Source organism: Psychrosphaera haliotis (assembly GCF_039523615.1).
GTDB lineage: Bacteria > Pseudomonadota > Gammaproteobacteria > Enterobacterales > Alteromonadaceae > Psychrosphaera > Psychrosphaera haliotis.
The window spans coordinates 23,713-41,550 of the sequence record NZ_BAAAFQ010000010.1; the positions used below are offsets into that span (position 1 = coordinate 23,713).

A 17,838-nucleotide genomic window follows, 5' to 3' on the forward strand; every position below is an offset into this window, starting at 1 on the left:
TATAGCGACTCTATATTGCAACTTTACTGCCTTCCTAAGAGTTAACTTTCAGGAAAGCAAACTACCTATTCTTTATAAATGGTTTAGAACCAATCTTCAGGAATAATAATAATATCGCCTGGCAAAATATCTACGTTTGCAGAAATGTCACCTTGTTTAATCAAATCATCAAGCTCTAGTTCAAACTCAGTTTGCACGCCATTAATTACTCGTACTAAAACGGCACTGTTGCCATTGGCAAACTCAGTTAAGCCGCCTACCTGAATCATTAAATCAAGTAAGGTCATATTCTGACGATAGTTTACAGCCATCGGGTTTGATGCTTCACCAATAACGCGCACTTGCTCAGTAAACGGCCCAACAAAGCCGCCCACACTTACTGTAACAATTGGAGATTTAATATATTGACCTAGCACCACTTCAATTTCGCGTGCTAATTGCGTTGGGGTTTTACCCGAAACAGGAATGTCTTCTACCAACGAAGTGGTAATCATTCCATCAGGACGAACCATAAAACTGCCGGACACTTCAGGATTTCGCCAGACAAAAATATTAACGGAGTCGCCAGGGCCAATGAGATATTGATAATCATCAACACTAGCTATTGCGGAAGGTTTTACCGTTGCCGTAGGCAAGCGGTTGGTTGAACAGCCAATCATGGCAAGAACACACACTAATAGTATTAATATTTTCACGGCAAATTCACTCTTGTTTTTGTTGTCCATAATATGTATCAATAGAGATTGTAATCAAATCATAATAAATGTGAACTATTATATTTATTCGAAATGACAGTCTGCTTACAATAAGTTAAAGTATCTGTTACAAAAATAATAACAACTTCATCTAGAACTAGGAACTGACTTGAAAAAGGTATTTCATCAAAAGCCTATTAATCATCGTAGTAATACTCTGATGATGATGGATTGGCTTGTCGCGCTAACCGTTGGCTTACTTGGCTTTTGGGCCGCTGAGTTTTATGACTTAGACTTTGTCCCCGCTTATAAAGAAGTGTGGTGGGTCCTGCCAATATCTATCGCAAGTTTGTTTATTGTTACTAATTTGTCCGTTGGTTTATACGACATAAAATTACGTGACAGCCATGTTGGTATTTTCCGCCGTTGTTTAGTTAGTGGCGCAATGACCTTCACTATTTTTGAAATTGTTGTTTTTAACATATTTACCTCTTCTGAAATTCTACCGCTTCTTTTTGCGGCCTATATCCTATTAATTGTCACGCTGGTATTTACCATTCGTTATTTAGCCAATACCTTTGAAATGTTTGGTATTACTAAAAAGCGTGTTGTTGTTATTGGTGCTGGTGAACGCGCTTCTATTATTGAAAAAAGAATGCGTCGTGAATCAGACCGCAGAGGCTTTTCACTTATTGGATTTATTCCGCTAGATTCAGATAAAGAAGATGAGCTCAAGCGTGAAAACATTATAAAGCTAGAGTCGTTAGACGACTTGCATGAGTTTGTTCAAGAAAACCAAATTGACGAAATCGTTATTGCACCTGACGAGCGCCGAGGCTCATTACCTTTAGAGTCACTATTTGACTGTAAAATGGGCGGAGTTGTTGTAAAAGACATTTTAGACTTTATTGAAGAAGAAACGGGACAAGTTGCCGTTAATCTTATTTATCCTTCGTGGGTTATTTACTCAAACGGTTTCCAGTCAAGACACTACATTCGTGTTGCGGCAGACTACGTATTTAACGTTATTTTAGCCGTGTTTGTATTTTTATTAACTTGGCCAATATTACTTATCACCATGGCACTTATATACCTAGAAGATGGCCGCAAAAAAGGCGGAACCATTTTTTATAAGCAAACTCGCGTTGGTATGGATGGGCACTTATTCGAAATCATCAAATTTAGAAGTATGCGTCAAGACGCAGAAAAAGACGGAGCGCAATGGGCTCAGAAAACCGACGACCGAGTTACTAAAATTGGTAATGCCTTACGTAAATATCGCATAGACGAATTACCGCAATTATTTAACGTTTTTAAAGGCGAAATGGGCTTTGTTGGCCCTCGTCCTGAACGTCCTGAATTTGTTAAAGAGCTGATTAAAGAAATTCCTTATTACAATCATCGTCACAATGTTAAGCCAGGCTTAACAGGTTGGGCACAGCTAAACTATCCATATGGTTCAAGTGTTAATGACTCACTAGAGAAGCTAAAGTTCGACCTGTATTACATTAAGCGTCGCAGTATTCTTTTAGACTTATTGATATTGGTTAGAACCATAGAAATCATTTTATTTGGTAAAGGTCGTTAACTATGTCGGCCAAGCAGCCCACACAGAAAAAAACACATGCAATGACTGTAGACGTGGAAGACTATTTCCACGTTTCTGCTTTTGATAGCTTATTTTCACAAAAAGACTGGCCTAACTTAGAGCATCGTGTAGACAACAATACCCGCCGCCTTTTAGACCTGTTTGATGAACATGGCGCTAAATCTACGTTTTTTATTTTAGGCGCTGTTGCAGAAAAGTTTCCAGACTTAGTCACCGAAATAGACAAGCGCGGTCATGAAGTAGCCAGCCATGGATTTGCCCATCGCCGAGCAACTACTCAAACTCAACAAGTCTTTAAAGAAGACGTTTATCGTTCTAAATCCTTTTTAGAAGATACTTTAGGCAAGTCTATCAACGGGTATCGTGCGCCAAGCTTTAGCATCAACGATACCAATGAGTGGGCCTACGAAACGTTAGTTGAACTTGGTTTTAAATACAGCTCAAGTACCTACCCAATTGAACATGACCTTTATGGTGTTCCTGACTGGCCTCGTTTTAAATACGATCGCCCTGAAGGCATTATTGAAATTCCAGTACCAACCTTAAGAAAAAATCATAAAAATAAAGGCATTGGCGGCGGTGGTTACTTCCGACTTTACCCATATTGGTTGTCAAAACGTCGAATTCAAAAATTTGAGCAAGAAGAAAACGCGCCTTACAGCTTCTACTTCCACCCGTGGGAAATAGATGCCGAACAGCCTCGCATTAAAGACGCACCAGTGCTGTCTAAATTTAGGCATTACGTGAACTTGTCAAAAATGGAAGGTAAAATTGTTCAACTGCTGAAGGATCATCAGTGGGACACCATGCAGAGCGTTTACTTAGAAGACTAATATGGACATATTAAATACGTTACGGACCAACAAAACATTGCAACGCGCAATCATTGAAAGCGCGCTTCTTATTGCCTTTTTAGTAATACTTTATCTTGATACCGTTGCTGACATGGTACACCTGTGGCTCAATTCAGAGACCTACAGCCACGGTTTATTTATTATTCCACTTACCGCCGTTTTAATCTTTGCTCGGTTAAACAGAAATCCCATAAAAAACAATACTTCGCAGCCATTATCGGCGTTAGGCATTCTATTTTTCAGTGCTTGCTGGTTAGTAAGCGAACTGGCTCAAATTAATCTACTAGCGCAGCTCAGCTTAATGGCCATCATTCCATTTGTGGTTTGGACCTTATATGGTTTTAAAGCCCTTTGGCAGCTAAAAAGTGCACTGCTATTTTTGTTTTTAGCGGTACCTGCCGGTGACTTCTTAATTCCGCATCTACAACAAATTACTGCCGTTTTATCTATTGCTATGATCGAATTTTTTGGCATTCCGGTTTACAGCGACGGACTCTATATTTCTATTCCAGCGGGGAATTTCCTCGTTGCTGAAGCCTGCAGTGGCATTCGCTTTTTAATCTCTTCTATTACCATCGCTGTGTTCTATGCCTTGTTGTATATCGACAGCTATAAACGCCGCGTAGTTATGATTTTGTCTGGTGTTTTAGTCCCTATTCTGGCCAACGGCATGCGCGTATTTATGATTATTGTTATTGCGCATTTAGGTAATATGGAAGCCGCCACTGGGTTTGACCACATTGTTTATGGCTGGGTATTTTTCAGCTTTGTAATGATTATGCTAATTTGGTTAGGCAATGCACTGTGCGACCAAACGAGCTCGCAATTTAACAGCCCAGTCACAAATCAACCACTTACAAACAGCCCTGTCACAAATAAACCAAAACCATTGGCTTATGCTGTTGTGGCTATTGCTTTAAGTATCGCGCCATTTACTCAATATTTAATTACACAAGCTCACCCAGTTGCAAAAGCAAACGCTCAGGCAGAAAATGTGCAAAGCATTAACGACCTCTACAAAATTGGCGCGGGTCAAAACTCTGCCAGCCATTGGGCTGTGTACTTTCCCACAGCAGACAATATTCAAGTAGCCGCACTGCCAACTAATAACAAAGTCACAGCTTATAAAGTGGAATACGTTACCGAAGGTGGCGATAAAGAGCTGATTAACTTTGAAAACAGATTGTTTAATCCAGACCGCTGGTCGCTTAAGTCGCAACGTAAAATTCCGTTAACTATTAATGGTCAAACGGTTACGGTACAGCATACTAAAATTGTAAACTTAGGTACTAAGCAACGAAACATATTGCTGGTTTATAAAACAGGCGAGTTTACTTCAGCCAACCAATGGCAAATAAAAGGCCATCAAGTGATCAACAAACTCTTGCAAACAGACTTTGGTGGGCAAGCATTGATCATATCAGCGGAGCAAACCGAAGTAAGCGAAGCACAACTGTTAGAATACTTCTCTCAATTTATCCAACAGGAACAATAAGCAATGTTAGTGTCTGCCGTCATATTATCGTTTAACTCAGTTAAAACGTTGCCACGATGCCTTAACGCCCTACTGGAATCTTATGAACAGTTTGAGCAAGCTTGTGAAATTTTTGTTGTAGATAACGGCAGCCAAGATGGCAGCGTAGAATTACTAAAAGAGTACCAAGAAAAATACCCAAACGTGATCAAGCCTATCTTTTTTAAAGAGAATACTGGCACCACTTTTTCACGCAATAGCGCCATAAAACAATCAACGGGCGACTACGTTCTGGTACTAGATTCAGACGCGTACATTGCTCCAGTTTGTTTGTCTAAAATGATTGCCTATAACCAAGCTCACCCAGAAAGTGGCTTAGTGGTTCCAAACCTGACTTATGCCAGTGGTAACTTCCAACTTTCTTGCGACGCATTCCCAACCTTATGGTTAAAGGCAAAGCGCTTTTTATTCTTAAAAAATATGGAAGCGAACGAACACCCGCTGAGCAGAGAAGTGAATCCAGTTGATGTGGACTACGCGATTTCAGCTTGCTGGTTAATTAGCCGAGCCTGTGTTGATGATACTGGCTTGTTAGATGAAAACATCTTTTACTCTCCAGAAGACGTAGATTATTGCATTCGAGTTTGGAAAGCCGGTTATAAAATTACCTATTTACCAACCATTTCCATGATCCATGACGCACAAGAGTTATCGCGTGGTTTTAAACTCAGCAAGTTCCACTTTTCACACCTCGCTGGATTGTTTTACCTATTCAAAAAGCACCGTTACTTTTTTGGCCTTAATCGGCTCTATAAAAAAATGGCAAGGCATCAATAACCATGTGCGGATTTGTTGCCCTCATTAACCCTTCACAGGCAGAACAAACGGAATTGTTGCTCAAGAAAATGACGGCAACACTAGATCACCGTGGTCCTGACGATAGTGGTTATTTTATAAATGACAGCGCTAACGTAGCATTTGGCCATACTCGCCTGTCAATTATCGACATTGATAACGGCCACCAACCTCTTGTTAAAAACAACATTACCTTGGTATACAACGGCGAAATTTACAATCACAACCAACTCCGCCAAACCTTAGTAGAGCTAGGCCACGAGTTTAATTCTCATTGTGATACCGAAGTGTTATTACACGCTTGGCAAGAATGGGGCGAAGCTTGTATAGACAAGTTTAATGGCATGTTTGCCTTCGCTATTTTTGATGCTGACAAACAAAGCGTTTTTATCGCTCGCGACAGACTAGGCATAAAACCCGTTTATTGGAGTCAATTAGCCAACGGAACCGTGCTTGTAGGCTCTGAGCTAAAAGCCTTATTGGCTTATAGTGCAGATAAACCTGAACTGTCGGAACATGCAGTGCATGACTACTTTTCTTTAGGTTACGTGCCTGAACCTAACACCATTTACAAAGGCATTCATAAACTTGCCGCTGGACACTGCTTTACCTTAGCTGTAGGTAACATGACAGTTGGTAGCACTGAAGCTTGTAGCCTAGAGGTTAACAAGGCCGCGCATGAGAAAATCGCGCCAAAACAATATTGGGACTGTGCCAACGCAATAAATACCCCACAAGTCACTACTAGTGCCAATGAACTTTGCCAAGGCCGTGAATTATTAAGCAACGCTATTCAAACGCGCACTATGGCAGATGTTCCTGTAGGCGCCTTTTTATCTGGCGGCGTGGATTCTTCAATTATTGTTGGCGAAATGAACAAAAACCAAAACGTCTCAACTTACTCTATGGGTTTTGACCGAAAAGAATATGACGAATCCGCTCAGGCAGAAACCGTAGCAAAACATCTAAATACAAACCATGTTGGCATTACCGTGTCATGTAATACCTTTGATTACCTGCCAGAGCTTGTGGCAATGTTCGACGAACCCTTTGCTGATAACTCAGCTATTCCAACGTATTTGTTAACCAAACAAGCTAAAAAACAAGTGACCGTAATGCTTAGCGGCGACGGTGCCGACGAATTATTTTTAGGTTATCGCAATTACCGACTGCTTCGCCTTGAAGGAAAAATCAAAAACTCCTTACCAAAGGCAATTCGTAAACCGGTATTTTCATTTTTAGCCAAGGTTTACCCTGCAATGCCTTGGGCTCCGCAATTTTTGCGAGCTCATTCAACGTTAAATGCATTAAACAACGACTTCATTACTAACTTCCATCGGGCCATGAGCATTAATCCTCCAGAAGTATTAGCGCAAATATTTACGCCTGCATTCACTGAGTCGTTAAATGGTTATAGCTCTAAGTCACACTTTGAAACGCACGCAAGTAAGATCACCAACACAGACGTGATTAAAAAAGCCCAGTACATCGACTTTAAAACCTATTTGCCTGGCAACATTCTTACCAAAGTTGACCGCACTACCATGGCCAACAGCATAGAAGCGCGAGTGCCGTTTTTAGATCATCGTTTAGTAGAGCAGTGGTTACCTAAATCAAGCGAGCAAAATATCAAAGGCCGCAAAGCCAAATTATTACTCCGGCAAATTGCATCAACCTTATTGCCAAACTGGGTAACTGGCAGACTTAAAAAAAGCTTCACGTCGCCCATGGACGAATGGTTTAGAATGATGACCAAAAGTGAGTTGAAAAAACGAATGCAATTAGACGTTTTAAAATCTAACCATTGGTTTAATATAGACGGCATAGAAGGTTTGATAGACTCGCATTACTCTGGCAAACAAAACATTGGCATGACGCTGTGGAGCATCACGGTATTTGCTGAATTTTTAAAAGCTCAACCAACGCAGAAAGAACAATAATGAAAATTTTATACCATCACCGAATCGCCTCTAAAGATGGCCAATTTGTTCACGTTGAAGAGCTAACCAATGCGTTATTAGAACAAGGTCACGAACTCAAGTTTGTGGCCCCACAAGTTAATGAACAGTCTGACTTTGGTCACGACGGTGGGTTTGTTAGTAAGCTAAAAGCCGCTCTGCCTGCCTTTATTTATGAATTACTGGAACTCACTTACAGCATTTGGGTGTTTATAAAATTAGCCGTGGCGATAAAACAATTTGAGCCTGAGTTTATTTACGAACGTTATAACCTTTATCAGCCAGCAGGCATTTGGGCATCAAAACTATTTAATGTTCCACTTATTTTAGAAGTGAATGCGCCGCTTGTTGAGGAACGTAGTCGCTACAGCGGCTTGTCGCTTACATGGCTGGCTAAAAAAGTAGAAGACTATACCTGGCGTGGTGCCGATCATTGTTTACCGGTGACTGATGTTTTAGCCGACCACTTACGCGCGGCAGGCGTACCAGAAAGAAACATTACGGTAGTGCATAACGGCGTGCGTCAGCCATTTATTGATGAAATGTTGGCCTCGCCTATTGATTTAGAAAAAGACAACATAGTGATTGGCTTTACCGGTTTTATAAACCCTTGGCATGGCATGGACAAAGCCATTGAAGCCATTGCTGAGCACAAACACTTACCATTAAAATTAGTATGCATTGGTGATGGCACCATTCTTCCTGAACTTAAACAACAAGCAGCTGATTTAGGCATTGCCGACAAAGTAGAGTTTAAAGGCTTAGTAACACGCGACAAAGTATTAGACTTTGTTAAAGAATTTGATATCTCACTACAGCCTGACGTAACCGCCTACGCCTCGCCATTAAAAATGTTTGAATACATGGCCGTTGGCTCACTTATTATTGCACCACGAACACCCAACATTGAAGAAATACTCAGCGACAACACCGCCGTATTTTTTGAAAAAGGCAACCAGCAATCCTTTAAGGCCAGCCTTAACGAGGCCATAGAAAACTACGTAAACTACAAACACAAACGCGAAGCCGTAAAGCAAAGCGTCATCGACAAAGGGTTTGTGTGGCACGAGAACTCGAAGCGTGTGGTTGATATAGCGCAGATATTAAATACGCAAGCAGTGCAGGGGAAAACTAAAGTATGAAAATTTTAATAACACTCGTTTTAATTATTGCAGGGCTTTCCGCTTATGGCTGGTATAAAAGTCAGCCTGTATCACTGTGTAAAACAAGCGAATCAAGCACGCCTTATTGCAAGTATGTAGGGAAAATTAACAAGATATATATCAACGAAAAAGGTTTAGCACTAATTTTTTTAGACAAGGAATTTGATGTAAATTCCGCTAAGTCTTTTGGTTATGAAGCGAATTCTGGCAGAGCAATGTCTTTAGATCTAAACCAAGGTGAATTTAGCAAACTAACCTACGAAACATTATTATTAGCCTTCGATGAAGAGTCAGAAGTGGAACTACACGCTCGCTCTGTATTCCAAGGACATATGAAAATAGATAGAATTTGGGTTTCAAAATAACTAATGTCAGTTACCGCTATCGCCTTTTTGGCGGCCTACTTTGGCTGCCTATTAAAGGCATTTACTAAAAAACCAATTTGGGGATTGTACGCCTACCTTATTGCGTTTTATGCACATCCAATTGCTCGTTGGTGGGGTAGCTCACTGCCAGAGTTACGATGGTCTTTAATGGCGGCTCTTGTAACCTTGCTAGCATTAATGTTGCACAGAAGTGAAAAAAAACACGCTTGGTTCGAATTTAAAGAAACGAAACTATACGCTTTATTCCTCGTATTTTTATTATTGCAGTACATATGGGCTTTAAATACATCATTTCATTCAATTTTTGTGCAACTTGCAGTTAAGTATCTAATTCTTATATTTTTAATTCAAGGCTGCATAAAAACCAAGTCGGACGTTATTGGCTTTATAGCTGCAAATATTTGTGGGGCCTTGTACTTTGCATATTTGGGAGCCGGCTATCCCGGTGGTCGACTGGAAGGTATTGGTGGACCTAGTATTGAGTCTTCTAATGGGCTTGGTCAACACCTTTCAATATTATTAGTGTTTAGTTCTTATTTATTATTTATTAAGTTAGGAAAGTATAAACCCTTACTAATTTTAGCTATTATTTTTATTTTGAATACGATCATGCTTACCCAAAGCCGAGGCTCCATAGTTGCCTTGGGGTTAACAGGCATCGTATCTCTTTATTACATACCCAAAGGCTACAAAAAACACTTTATGGGCTTAGCAACACTTGGTGTTATTGCGTTTGCATTGCTAATTGGGCCTCAAATATTGGAGCGTTTTCAAGGTGTAGAAAAAAATGAATCTGGCGAAATATCAGACAGCAGCGCTCGCTCACGTTTAGTTATCATTTCAGCACAATATGAGATGTTCAAAGAAAGACCGCTATTTGGCCAAGGCCATAGGACCACGTTAATTTTAAGTCCGTATTTTATACCTCAAGAATATATGACCACTGTTAAAAATGGTGAGCAGGCAGTTTCTCGCCGAGCATCTCATAACTTTATTATGGGTATGTTAACGGACCATGGCATTATAGGTTTAGGTATTTATATACTAATTGTAATAACGATCGCTAAACATTTGTTTCGATTAAAAAAGCATAATGAAAGCCAAGCCGATTCTGATTTAATAGTAATTCAAACGGGCCTGTGCTTAGCCTTTTTGTGCTATTTGTTTGCGGGGTTATTTTCCAATAACAAAATTTATGAAATTGCTGTTTGGCTAATTGCTATTATCCCAATGGTGGACCACCTAATTAAAAAGTCAGTAATGGACAATAAAGAATGTTAACCGATTCTAGAACTATCGATGGACCAGCCAACTTAACGGCGGATATTTGTATTATGGGCGCAGGTGTTGCGGGCATTACACTTGCAAACGAACTGAAAGATAAATATGACAATATAATATTGTTGGACGCTGGCGGGGAACATTACGAAGAGAGCATTCAGGAATTTTATGATGCTCATACCGTTTCGCCATTTTACCCGAATCCAAAAGATTCTAGGCTAAGGTTTTTAGGTGGCGCTAGTAACCATTGGGCTAATAATACATCTCCTTTTTCACCAATAGATTTTGAAAAGCGAAGCTGGGTTCCCAATAGTGGCTGGCCCATTGGCTATAGTGAGCTTGCTCCGTTTTACGTAAAAGCTGCAATTTACTGTCAAACTGAGTCTGACAGCTATAACCCTGATTACTGGCTACCTAAGTTACAAAAACAAACGCTTCTTGCTGGAGCAAACTATTCTGAACTGGCAATAGCCAAAGCTTCTGTACCACCAACACGTTTTTTTCATGTTCATGGTAATGAGCTGGTAAAAAGCTCTAATGTACACATCTATTCATACGCTAGTGTGACGGATTTAACTTTTAACCCCAACGATCAAAGCGTGAAGGAAATTAAATTTTCTTCATACAACGGATTAGAGCACAGTATCCAAGCTGATAAGTTTGTAATGGCCTTTGGTGGGCTCGAAAATGCTAGAATGCTTTTGTACTTCAATAATAAATATAACAATCAACTCGGTAATAAGTTCGATAATGTTGGCCGTTATTTTATGGATCATCCGACATTAAATGCTGCTCAGATATTTAGCAAAAGTGATGAACTCAATAATATGAGTACGATGGATAAGCAACGCTTTATCGTCGCATTTTTTCAATTAACGGAGTCAACTCTCCGCGAGAATGAAACGACTAACCTTCGAATGCCTGTTGTTGCTGCTAATGAATATCAGATGTCAGATGGCATTTCTTCATTTCATATATTAAAGCAAGCTATTGCTGAACGAGAGGTACCCGATCAGTTTGGAAAACATTTAAGCAATTTTGTTACAGATATTGATATGGTAATGGAAGCTGTTGCTCGTAAACAGTTCGACACTACATTGTTTGACGATGCCACTGCTATTTCAGGGTTTCAGATACCTATGATGATAGAGCAAACGCCTCATCGCTCTAACCGCATATATTTGTCAAAACGTAAGGATAAATTAGGAATCCCTAAACTCAATATAGAATGGGAGCTGAAACAAAGTGATAGAGATTACTTGTGGCGCACATTGGAGCTCTTTGGAAGAGATTTAGGCGCATTATCCTTGGGCAGGCTCCGCCTATTAAAAGAACGAAGCAGTCGCCTATTTGGAGATCAAATGGGCTTCGGTCACCATCACATGGGGACGACTCGAATGTCAGATTCCCCTGAAACAGGTGTTGTCGATAGCCACCAGAAAATATTCGGCACCAACAATTTTTATGTCGCTGGTTGTAGTGTGTTCCCTACAGGTAGCCATATTCCTCCTACACTTACTATTGCGGCAACAACAATTAGGCTTGCACAACATTTAAAGGAAATGAAATGAGAAGTTTATCCCGACGAGATATGCTTAAGCTTATAACAGCGAGTAGCACAGTATTAGGTTTGCCACTTTCTCATTTTACAACAACTTCTAGTACTAATGATCAAACTCTCGACGAATTAGTGTGTGTTCACCGCGCGTGGTTAAAGTCCGAGGTTAAAAAAGCTGAAGATTATTTATCTTCACTCCCTCAATCGTCGCTTTTACATGCGAGCAGTCTAAAAAAGCTAATTAGTAAAGATTTCTCTCAAGGCCATATTATCTATGTGAACGGCTTGATGCTGAGTCGCACTGAGGTAGCAATTAGCAGTTATTACTTAGAACAATTTTCTAAAAAACCAAATAAGGTATAAGTTGTATTCCTCACTTAAAGATTATGCAGTTTAGTAGGTGTAGTCATAGCAAATGGCCAAGGCACCGCTTACATATGTTTAAATACACTACAAACACATCAAAGAGGCATTTTTGATTTTAGATGACATAAAGAAAAGCAACAGTGAAGTGCAGGTTAAACACTCTAAATAAAGCTGCACTTAAGCATCGTCTCAGGCTTTTGTAAATGAAATATCTATTTCGGTGATTACCTCAGCAAGCTTAATTAATAGAAATATCAATAGTAGAGTTAATTAGACATAGAAGAATAGCGAGCAATTATGGATATTGAAGAAAAACTATACCGGACCGGTAAAGGGCATTGGAACCATTTCTCTTTGGAATTAGAGCAAATATTTGAAGCTGCGAAGAAGTGGAAGACAAAGACAGAAGGTTATGACAAGTTATGGCTATGCTGGAATGTTGATCCAGACTGGTGTCTAGTGCAACAGCAGCTAGTAAAAGATGCCGGATGGACTCCGCTTGTGGGTTCGGATCCTAGAGCAAAAGCGCCGGTGCTGCTTGAGGGATCAATTGAAATTGACTTTAATGAAGATTTAAAGCTGCCAATGCTTCACATGATGTTTCCTATAGAGTTTGCTTTTTTATACGCTAAAAAATTAGCGTTTTGGCATTCAGACTTGCTTGTCCGTAACAAAAACGTCTCATATTTAGCCGAAGTATTTGAGTCTTTGCAAGAAGGTGATATTGCGGTTACCAAGCCCAATCGTGGCATTAAAAATACGATATTAAATAAATATAACCGATACTGGGAGTTGGCTGGTTGCACAACTCAAGCGGCTAGCAAACATCAGTTTGAAACTGGTTCAGGTTGGTTTGGTCATGTCGCCTACCATCCTAATTCACCAAAAGCAGAGTTTGCAAAAAAATCTAAAATTTATTATGACCATGGTAGCGGTATAAAGTATTGGGCCAAAAACCTTAAGCCTAAAAACTCTAAAGTCTATTTGATTCCTGAAAAACTCTTAGATGAAGGTCATTGTACTAGAATTAGAAGTAAACATTATGTAGCTCAATCCCCTAATAATTCTAGACGAAATTTAGCATTAGATTTGTCTTACAATTTCGATCTTAAGACTGAATGCCAAAAGCTTGATTTACGCGACACATATAAAAAAGTATTACCCAAATAACATAAATAACAAGCAAGCTTTAAAAAGTGAACATAAATAGATGAACCATCAACATTCGCCAAAATTAGCGAAGAGTGCATTGCTAATGCTAGTTACTCGCTTAATTATTAATACTCTGGGTATTGTTAGCTCTCTCGTTTTAGTGCGTATTTTGTCACCCCAGGACTTTGGGATAGCTGCAATTGCTATGTCCCTATACAGCTTAGTTAGTTTGTTTGGTGACTTTGGTTTGAATACAGCGCTAATACAAAAAAACAAGTTGGAAAAAAGCGACTATGATACAGGCTTCACAATCAACTTAATCTTTGGAGCTGTAGCGTGTTTATTCTTTGTAATAATGGCAAACACAATTTCAGTATTTTTTGAAGACCCTCGCCTAGAACCAGTCATTTATGCAGTTTCATCGCTGTTTGTAATTTCTAGTTTCAAAAATATTAAAGTTGTCGACTTCCAAATCGAGATGAACTTTCATCTCGAGCTTAAACTTCAAGTTATCCCCAAGCTAATAAGCTTTTTCGGAACGCTATTAATGGCGTACTTATTGGAAAGTTATTGGGCTTTAATTTTTGGTTCACTTCTTGTCACTTTGCTAAACGTAACTTTCAGCTATGTGATGTTACCTTATATGCCTTCATTGTCATTAAAAGGCGTAAGAGCATTGTTTAACTTTTCTAAGTGGATAATGTTAAATAATCTTTTTTACTATTTAAATAACAAAAGCGTTGATCTAATAGTTGGTAAGTTTATTTCTACCTCTGCTGCTGGCATTTATAGTATCAGTAAAGAAATGGCTACATTGCCGGCCACAGAAATAGCAGCACCTATCAATAAGGCTTCGTATCCAGCGTATGCAAAACAAAAAAGTAATTTTGAGGCGCTACGTGAACTTTTTTATCAAACAACATCAATGATTACGGTTATAGCACTCCCCGCATCTTTGGGGCTAATGATTACCGCTGACTATTTTGTCCCTACTGTACTAGGTGACAAATGGATGTCTGCTATTCCTGTTATCCAGTTACTTTCAGTGTTTGCGTTCATTAGCTCTGTTTCATCAAATAATGGATATATTTTCTTAGCACTTGGAAAGCCGAAAGTTACTACACTTATTTCAGCTATAAGAATCTTGTCATTTTTCGGATTTTTATTTGGATTAAATCTAATCGAAAATATAGAGGGGCCAGCATTAGCTCTGATACTCAGCTCAATTGTTAACTTATTTGTGTCATATTTTTTAGTTCGCCGTGAGATATCGATTTCGATAACTAAGACTTTTATCACAAATATGCGAGCTATTCTTTCGACCTTAGCGATGTGCATAATGCTTTTTTTAATAAAGTATTACCTTAACTTTGATGTCAATTTGTTTACTTTCTTACTGTTAGTTTTATTAGGTGCTGTTTTTTATTCTGGGTTTATTTTGACAGCGTGGGTATGCAGTGGAAAGCCAGAATGTGTTGAAAGTTTAATTGCAGAAAAGCTTTCGCAAACTTTTAGGAAGTTTAAAGTCTCAATGAAAAAGAGAGCCCAATAATGAATAATACATACCGGTTAGCTTCTTTAGACGCCCTAAGGGGAATTGCAGCTCTTGGAGTGGTGCTTTATCACTTTACTTCCCTCTTTGCGATAAAGTTTAGCTACCCTGAGTTGTCCGCTATATTTCCTTCACCTTCGTCACACATTGGCCGGTATGGGGTTGAGCTTTTCTTTATTATAAGTGGTTTTGTCATTTCGATGTCTATCGAAAATTCCAATAATGTTTATCGCTTTTTTGTTTCTAGATTCTCCAGATTATTCCCTACATTTTGGGCTGCAGTTTTTATCTCTTCCATTTTCATTTGGGTCTTCAATGGGCAGTTTGATCTTGTTGTTTTTCTTAAAAACCTAACTATGACCCCTAACTTTTTTGGTGCAAAAAACATCGATGGCTCATATTGGACTCTTACATATGAATTATTTTTCTACATTGCTATAGCCACATTATTTTATTTTTTTAAAACGATCCCTACTAGATTAATGGTTGTTATTGGCATCGGAGTTTCACTGCTAACAGTACTAGTTTCTATGTTTGATGTTTATTTGGGATATAAAGTTAAAGCTTTACTACTAATTCCTCATATCCATTTGTTTTTAGCCGGCTTTCTTTTTTACAAACTTTGGAACTCAAACAATTTAAAACCGACCCATATTTGGATTATCTATTTGGTACTATTTGTTTTAGTTCTAGTTCAATGGCTATTGGCAGAATCAGACTATTCTCGACATAACTTTACTTCAAGCATAATGGTAACAGCCTTCTTTTTGATAATGATTCTAGTAACAAAAGAAAAGCTATCTTTTCTGAGCCACCCAATACTAATCTACTTAGGCACGATATCTTATTCGTTATATCTAATTCACCAAGAAGTCGGTTACATTTTCATTAATCAACTTATTAACATTACTGGTAGCTATTGGTTGAGTATGCCTTTAAGTCTCGCTGGTGTAATATTAATAGCTGACTTAATGTATCGATATATTGAAAGTCCATCTAATAAAATTGTAAAGAGATACCTAATGCTCTTTCAAAAAAATAAAGTAGAAAAAAATGTGCGGAATACTAGGAACACTTAATTACAATAACGCAGCGGATGCAGAACGTATTGCCGCCATGCGAGACACGATGCCATATCGTGGGCCTGACGATAACGGGTTATGGATTTCAGACGATAACTATTGTGCATTAGCACATTTGCGTTTGAGTATTTTAGATCCAACCCCAGCTGGCCACCAGCCACGTATCGAACAAAGTGGTCGTTTTGTTATTTCTTATAATGGTGAAGTGTATAACTACATTGAAATTCGCGCCGAATTGGAAGAAAAAGGCTATACCTTTGAAACCGGCACTGACACCGAAGTCATTCTGCAAGCTTATGTAGAATATGGTGTTGAGTGTTTGCATAAATTTAATGGCATGTTTGCTATCGCTATTTGGGATAATCAAACACGAGAGTTATTTTTAGCTCGTGACCGTGTTGGTATTAAACCTGTTTATTATTATCACAGTGACAATGAACTGATTTTTGCGTCTGAAACCAAAGCCATTTTAAAAGGCCTAGATGCTTTACCAGGCTTAAATATCGAGTTAATCGACGACTACATGAGCTTTGGTTATATTCCAGGTGAAAACACCTTACACCAAGGCATTAAACGCTTAATGCCTGGTCATTACGCCATTGTTAAAAACAAACAAATGAGTATTACTCAGTGGTGGGATCTTAAATTTGATAATACGCAAGACAAAGGTTTTGACTACTATTTAAACGAAAGTAAACGCTTACTTGAAAGTGCGATCGACTTGCGCCTTCGAAGTGACGTACCACTGGGCATATTTTTAAGCGGTGGTATCGACTCAAGTGCGGTTGTTGGTTTGCTTGCTGATAAAGTGAAAGAGCCGTTAAAAACCTTCTCTATTGCTTATGACTTTGGTAAAAACTTTGATGAAACTCAATATGCCCGAATGGTCTCTGAAAAGTTTGGTACCGATCATCACGAGTTAAAAATTACCCCACAGCAATTTGCCGACTTTATTCCTGAGTACATCCATCTAATGGATGAGCCGGTAACGGAAGCCGCTGCTATTTCTTTGTTTTTTGTCTCTAAACTCGCAAAAGAAAAAGTCACGGTGGCATTATCAGGCGAAGGTTCAGACGAAATATTTGCAGGCTATGACTTATACCAATACATGAACGTATTGGAAAAATATCGAGGTGTGGTTGGCCAAACAGGCAGTGAGTTTTTTGCTGGCATTTCTAACAAAGTGCTGGGTAAAAGCCACAAGGTATCTAAATACCTAAACATGGCAACACAACCTATTGAGCTGCGCTATAAAGGCATGTCTACGTATCCTGACGCTTCAAAAGAAGCCTTGTATAGACAAGATTTTAAACAAGAATTAGATAGCGCCAAACAGCGCACATCTCATGGCCAATTCTCAAAACAATTGTTTAAAAACATGGAAGGTCAAGACCAGCTCAACAAAATGCTCTACTTTGATACAAAAACCTGGCTAGTAGATGACTTGTTAATTAAAGCCGATCGCATGAGCATGGCGACATCGGTTGAATTACGAGTTCCGTTTTTAGATTACCGATTAGTAGAATTTGCGGCTCAAATTCCATCTAAGCACAAAATCAAAAAAGGTGAAGGTAAGTACCCACTTAAAAAAATGATGGAAGGCATACTGCCAAATGACATCATTTATCGAAAGAAAATGGGCTTTCCAACACCACTTAAATTAATGTTCCAAAACGAACTAAAGGACTACGCCAAGGACTTATTGTTATCTGACGATACAAAGCTGCACCAGTTCTTTAAAGTAGAGCGCATCCAACAACTGATCACTGAGCACAACGCCAATAAATATGACCACCATAAAACATTGTGGCAGTTAGTGGTGCTAGAAGAGTGGCTTAGGAAGAATAGCTAAG

At 39.0% G+C, this 17,838-nt stretch carries 15 protein-coding genes; 14 read left to right on the plus strand and 1 reads right to left on the minus strand.

Annotated elements, in window-relative coordinates; genetic code table 11:
- Positions 1-83 precede the first annotated feature (83 nt).
- Positions 84-659 carry an XrtA/PEP-CTERM system exopolysaccharide export protein gene (locus ABD009_RS12340; protein WP_343826080.1) on the minus strand — a complete coding sequence of 192 codons (576 nt, stop codon included), beginning with the start codon at positions 657-659 and terminating at the stop codon, positions 84-86.
- Positions 660-915: 256 nt separating this feature from the next.
- Between ABD009_RS12340 and ABD009_RS12345 the strand changes: the two genes are divergently transcribed.
- The 14 genes from ABD009_RS12345 to asnB (ABD009_RS12410) all read left to right on the plus strand — a co-directional run bounded on the left by ABD009_RS12345 (position 916) and on the right by asnB (ABD009_RS12410) (position 17,837).
- Positions 916-2,283 carry a TIGR03013 family XrtA/PEP-CTERM system glycosyltransferase gene (locus ABD009_RS12345; protein ID WP_343826082.1) on the plus strand — a complete coding sequence of 456 codons (1,368 nt, stop codon included), beginning with the start codon at positions 916-918 and terminating at the stop codon, positions 2,281-2,283.
- A 2-nt stretch (positions 2,284-2,285) separates the two neighbouring features.
- Positions 2,286-3,137 carry an XrtA system polysaccharide deacetylase gene (locus tag ABD009_RS12350; protein WP_343825834.1) on the plus strand — a complete coding sequence of 284 codons (852 nt, stop codon included), beginning with the start codon at positions 2,286-2,288 and terminating at the stop codon, positions 3,135-3,137.
- 1 nt (position 3,138) lies between these two features.
- Positions 3,139-4,653 carry an exosortase A gene (gene xrtA, locus ABD009_RS12355; protein WP_343825837.1) on the plus strand — a complete coding sequence of 505 codons (1,515 nt, stop codon included), beginning with the start codon at positions 3,139-3,141 and terminating at the stop codon, positions 4,651-4,653.
- Between the two features lie 3 nt (positions 4,654-4,656).
- A complete protein-coding gene (locus tag ABD009_RS12360; RefSeq protein WP_343825839.1) occupies positions 4,657-5,469 on the plus strand; it encodes a glycosyltransferase family 2 protein in 813 nt (270 codons plus the stop codon).
- Positions 5,470-5,471: 2 nt separating this feature from the next.
- Positions 5,472-7,427: an asparagine synthase (glutamine-hydrolyzing) gene (gene asnB / locus ABD009_RS12365; protein ID WP_343825841.1), complete on the plus strand. Its 1,956-nt coding sequence runs from the start codon at positions 5,472-5,474 to the stop codon at positions 7,425-7,427.
- On the plus strand, positions 7,427-8,587 hold the full coding sequence (locus ABD009_RS12370) for a glycosyltransferase family 4 protein (RefSeq protein ID WP_343825843.1): 1,161 nt from the start codon (positions 7,427-7,429) through the stop codon (positions 8,585-8,587). The genes asnB (ABD009_RS12365) and ABD009_RS12370 overlap by 1 nt, the downstream gene beginning before the upstream one ends.
- The gene (locus ABD009_RS12375; RefSeq protein ID WP_343825845.1) at positions 8,584-8,973 is read left to right on the plus strand and encodes a hypothetical protein; all 390 of its coding nucleotides are present in this window, start codon (positions 8,584-8,586) and stop codon (positions 8,971-8,973) included. Before ABD009_RS12370 ends, ABD009_RS12375 begins: the two co-directional genes overlap by 4 nt.
- 3 nt (positions 8,974-8,976) lie before the next feature.
- Positions 8,977-10,275 (plus strand): O-antigen ligase family protein, encoded by a 1,299-nt coding sequence (locus ABD009_RS12380; RefSeq protein WP_343825847.1) that lies wholly within the window; start codon positions 8,977-8,979, stop codon positions 10,273-10,275.
- Positions 10,269-11,846, plus strand: a complete 1,578-nt coding sequence (locus tag ABD009_RS12385; protein WP_343825849.1) for a GMC oxidoreductase — start codon at positions 10,269-10,271, stop codon at positions 11,844-11,846. Before ABD009_RS12380 ends, ABD009_RS12385 begins: the two co-directional genes overlap by 7 nt.
- Positions 11,843-12,196, plus strand: coding sequence for a hypothetical protein (locus ABD009_RS12390; protein WP_343825850.1), 354 nt, complete (start codon positions 11,843-11,845; stop codon positions 12,194-12,196). Before ABD009_RS12385 ends, ABD009_RS12390 begins: the two co-directional genes overlap by 4 nt.
- 300 nt (positions 12,197-12,496) lie before the next feature.
- A complete protein-coding gene (locus ABD009_RS12395; protein ID WP_343825851.1) occupies positions 12,497-13,369 on the plus strand; it encodes a hypothetical protein in 873 nt (290 codons plus the stop codon).
- Positions 13,370-13,409: 40 nt separating this feature from the next.
- Positions 13,410-14,903, plus strand: coding sequence for a lipopolysaccharide biosynthesis protein (locus ABD009_RS12400; RefSeq protein ID WP_343825853.1), 1,494 nt, complete (start codon positions 13,410-13,412; stop codon positions 14,901-14,903).
- Positions 14,903-15,982 (plus strand): acyltransferase family protein, encoded by a 1,080-nt coding sequence (locus ABD009_RS12405; protein ID WP_343825855.1) that lies wholly within the window; start codon positions 14,903-14,905, stop codon positions 15,980-15,982. The genes ABD009_RS12400 and ABD009_RS12405 overlap by 1 nt, the downstream gene beginning before the upstream one ends.
- Positions 15,957-17,837, plus strand: coding sequence for an asparagine synthase (glutamine-hydrolyzing) (gene asnB / locus ABD009_RS12410; RefSeq protein WP_343825858.1), 1,881 nt, complete (start codon positions 15,957-15,959; stop codon positions 17,835-17,837). The genes ABD009_RS12405 and asnB (ABD009_RS12410) overlap by 26 nt, the downstream gene beginning before the upstream one ends.
- Position 17,838: the final 1 nt, after the last annotated feature.

What these genes read in the sequence shown, in the direction of transcription:
- xrtA (WP_343825837.1), top strand. Translation starts at nt 3,139, where the DNA reads ATGGACATATTAAATACGTTACGGACCAACAAAACATTGCAACGCGCA.
- ABD009_RS12350 (WP_343825834.1), top strand. Translation starts at nt 2,286, where the DNA reads ATGTCGGCCAAGCAGCCCACACAGAAAAAAACACATGCAATGACTGTA.
- ABD009_RS12390 (WP_343825850.1), top strand. Translation starts at nt 11,843, where the DNA reads ATGAGAAGTTTATCCCGACGAGATATGCTTAAGCTTATAACAGCGAGT.
- ABD009_RS12400 (WP_343825853.1), top strand. Translation starts at nt 13,410, where the DNA reads ATGAACCATCAACATTCGCCAAAATTAGCGAAGAGTGCATTGCTAATG.
- ABD009_RS12360 (WP_343825839.1), top strand. Translation starts at nt 4,657, where the DNA reads ATGTTAGTGTCTGCCGTCATATTATCGTTTAACTCAGTTAAAACGTTG.
- asnB (WP_343825841.1), top strand. Translation starts at nt 5,472, where the DNA reads ATGTGCGGATTTGTTGCCCTCATTAACCCTTCACAGGCAGAACAAACG.
- ABD009_RS12345 (WP_343826082.1), top strand. Translation starts at nt 916, where the DNA reads ATGATGATGGATTGGCTTGTCGCGCTAACCGTTGGCTTACTTGGCTTT.
- ABD009_RS12340 (WP_343826080.1), bottom strand. Translation starts at nt 659, where the DNA reads ATGATTGGCTGTTCAACCAACCGCTTGCCTACGGCAACGGTAAAACCT.
- ABD009_RS12370 (WP_343825843.1), top strand. Translation starts at nt 7,427, where the DNA reads ATGAAAATTTTATACCATCACCGAATCGCCTCTAAAGATGGCCAATTT.
- ABD009_RS12385 (WP_343825849.1), top strand. Translation starts at nt 10,269, where the DNA reads ATGTTAACCGATTCTAGAACTATCGATGGACCAGCCAACTTAACGGCG.
- ABD009_RS12380 (WP_343825847.1), top strand. Translation starts at nt 8,977, where the DNA reads ATGTCAGTTACCGCTATCGCCTTTTTGGCGGCCTACTTTGGCTGCCTA.
- asnB (WP_343825858.1), top strand. Translation starts at nt 15,957, where the DNA reads ATGTGCGGAATACTAGGAACACTTAATTACAATAACGCAGCGGATGCA.
- ABD009_RS12405 (WP_343825855.1), top strand. Translation starts at nt 14,903, where the DNA reads ATGAATAATACATACCGGTTAGCTTCTTTAGACGCCCTAAGGGGAATT.
- ABD009_RS12395 (WP_343825851.1), top strand. Translation starts at nt 12,497, where the DNA reads ATGGATATTGAAGAAAAACTATACCGGACCGGTAAAGGGCATTGGAAC.
- ABD009_RS12375 (WP_343825845.1), top strand. Translation starts at nt 8,584, where the DNA reads ATGAAAATTTTAATAACACTCGTTTTAATTATTGCAGGGCTTTCCGCT.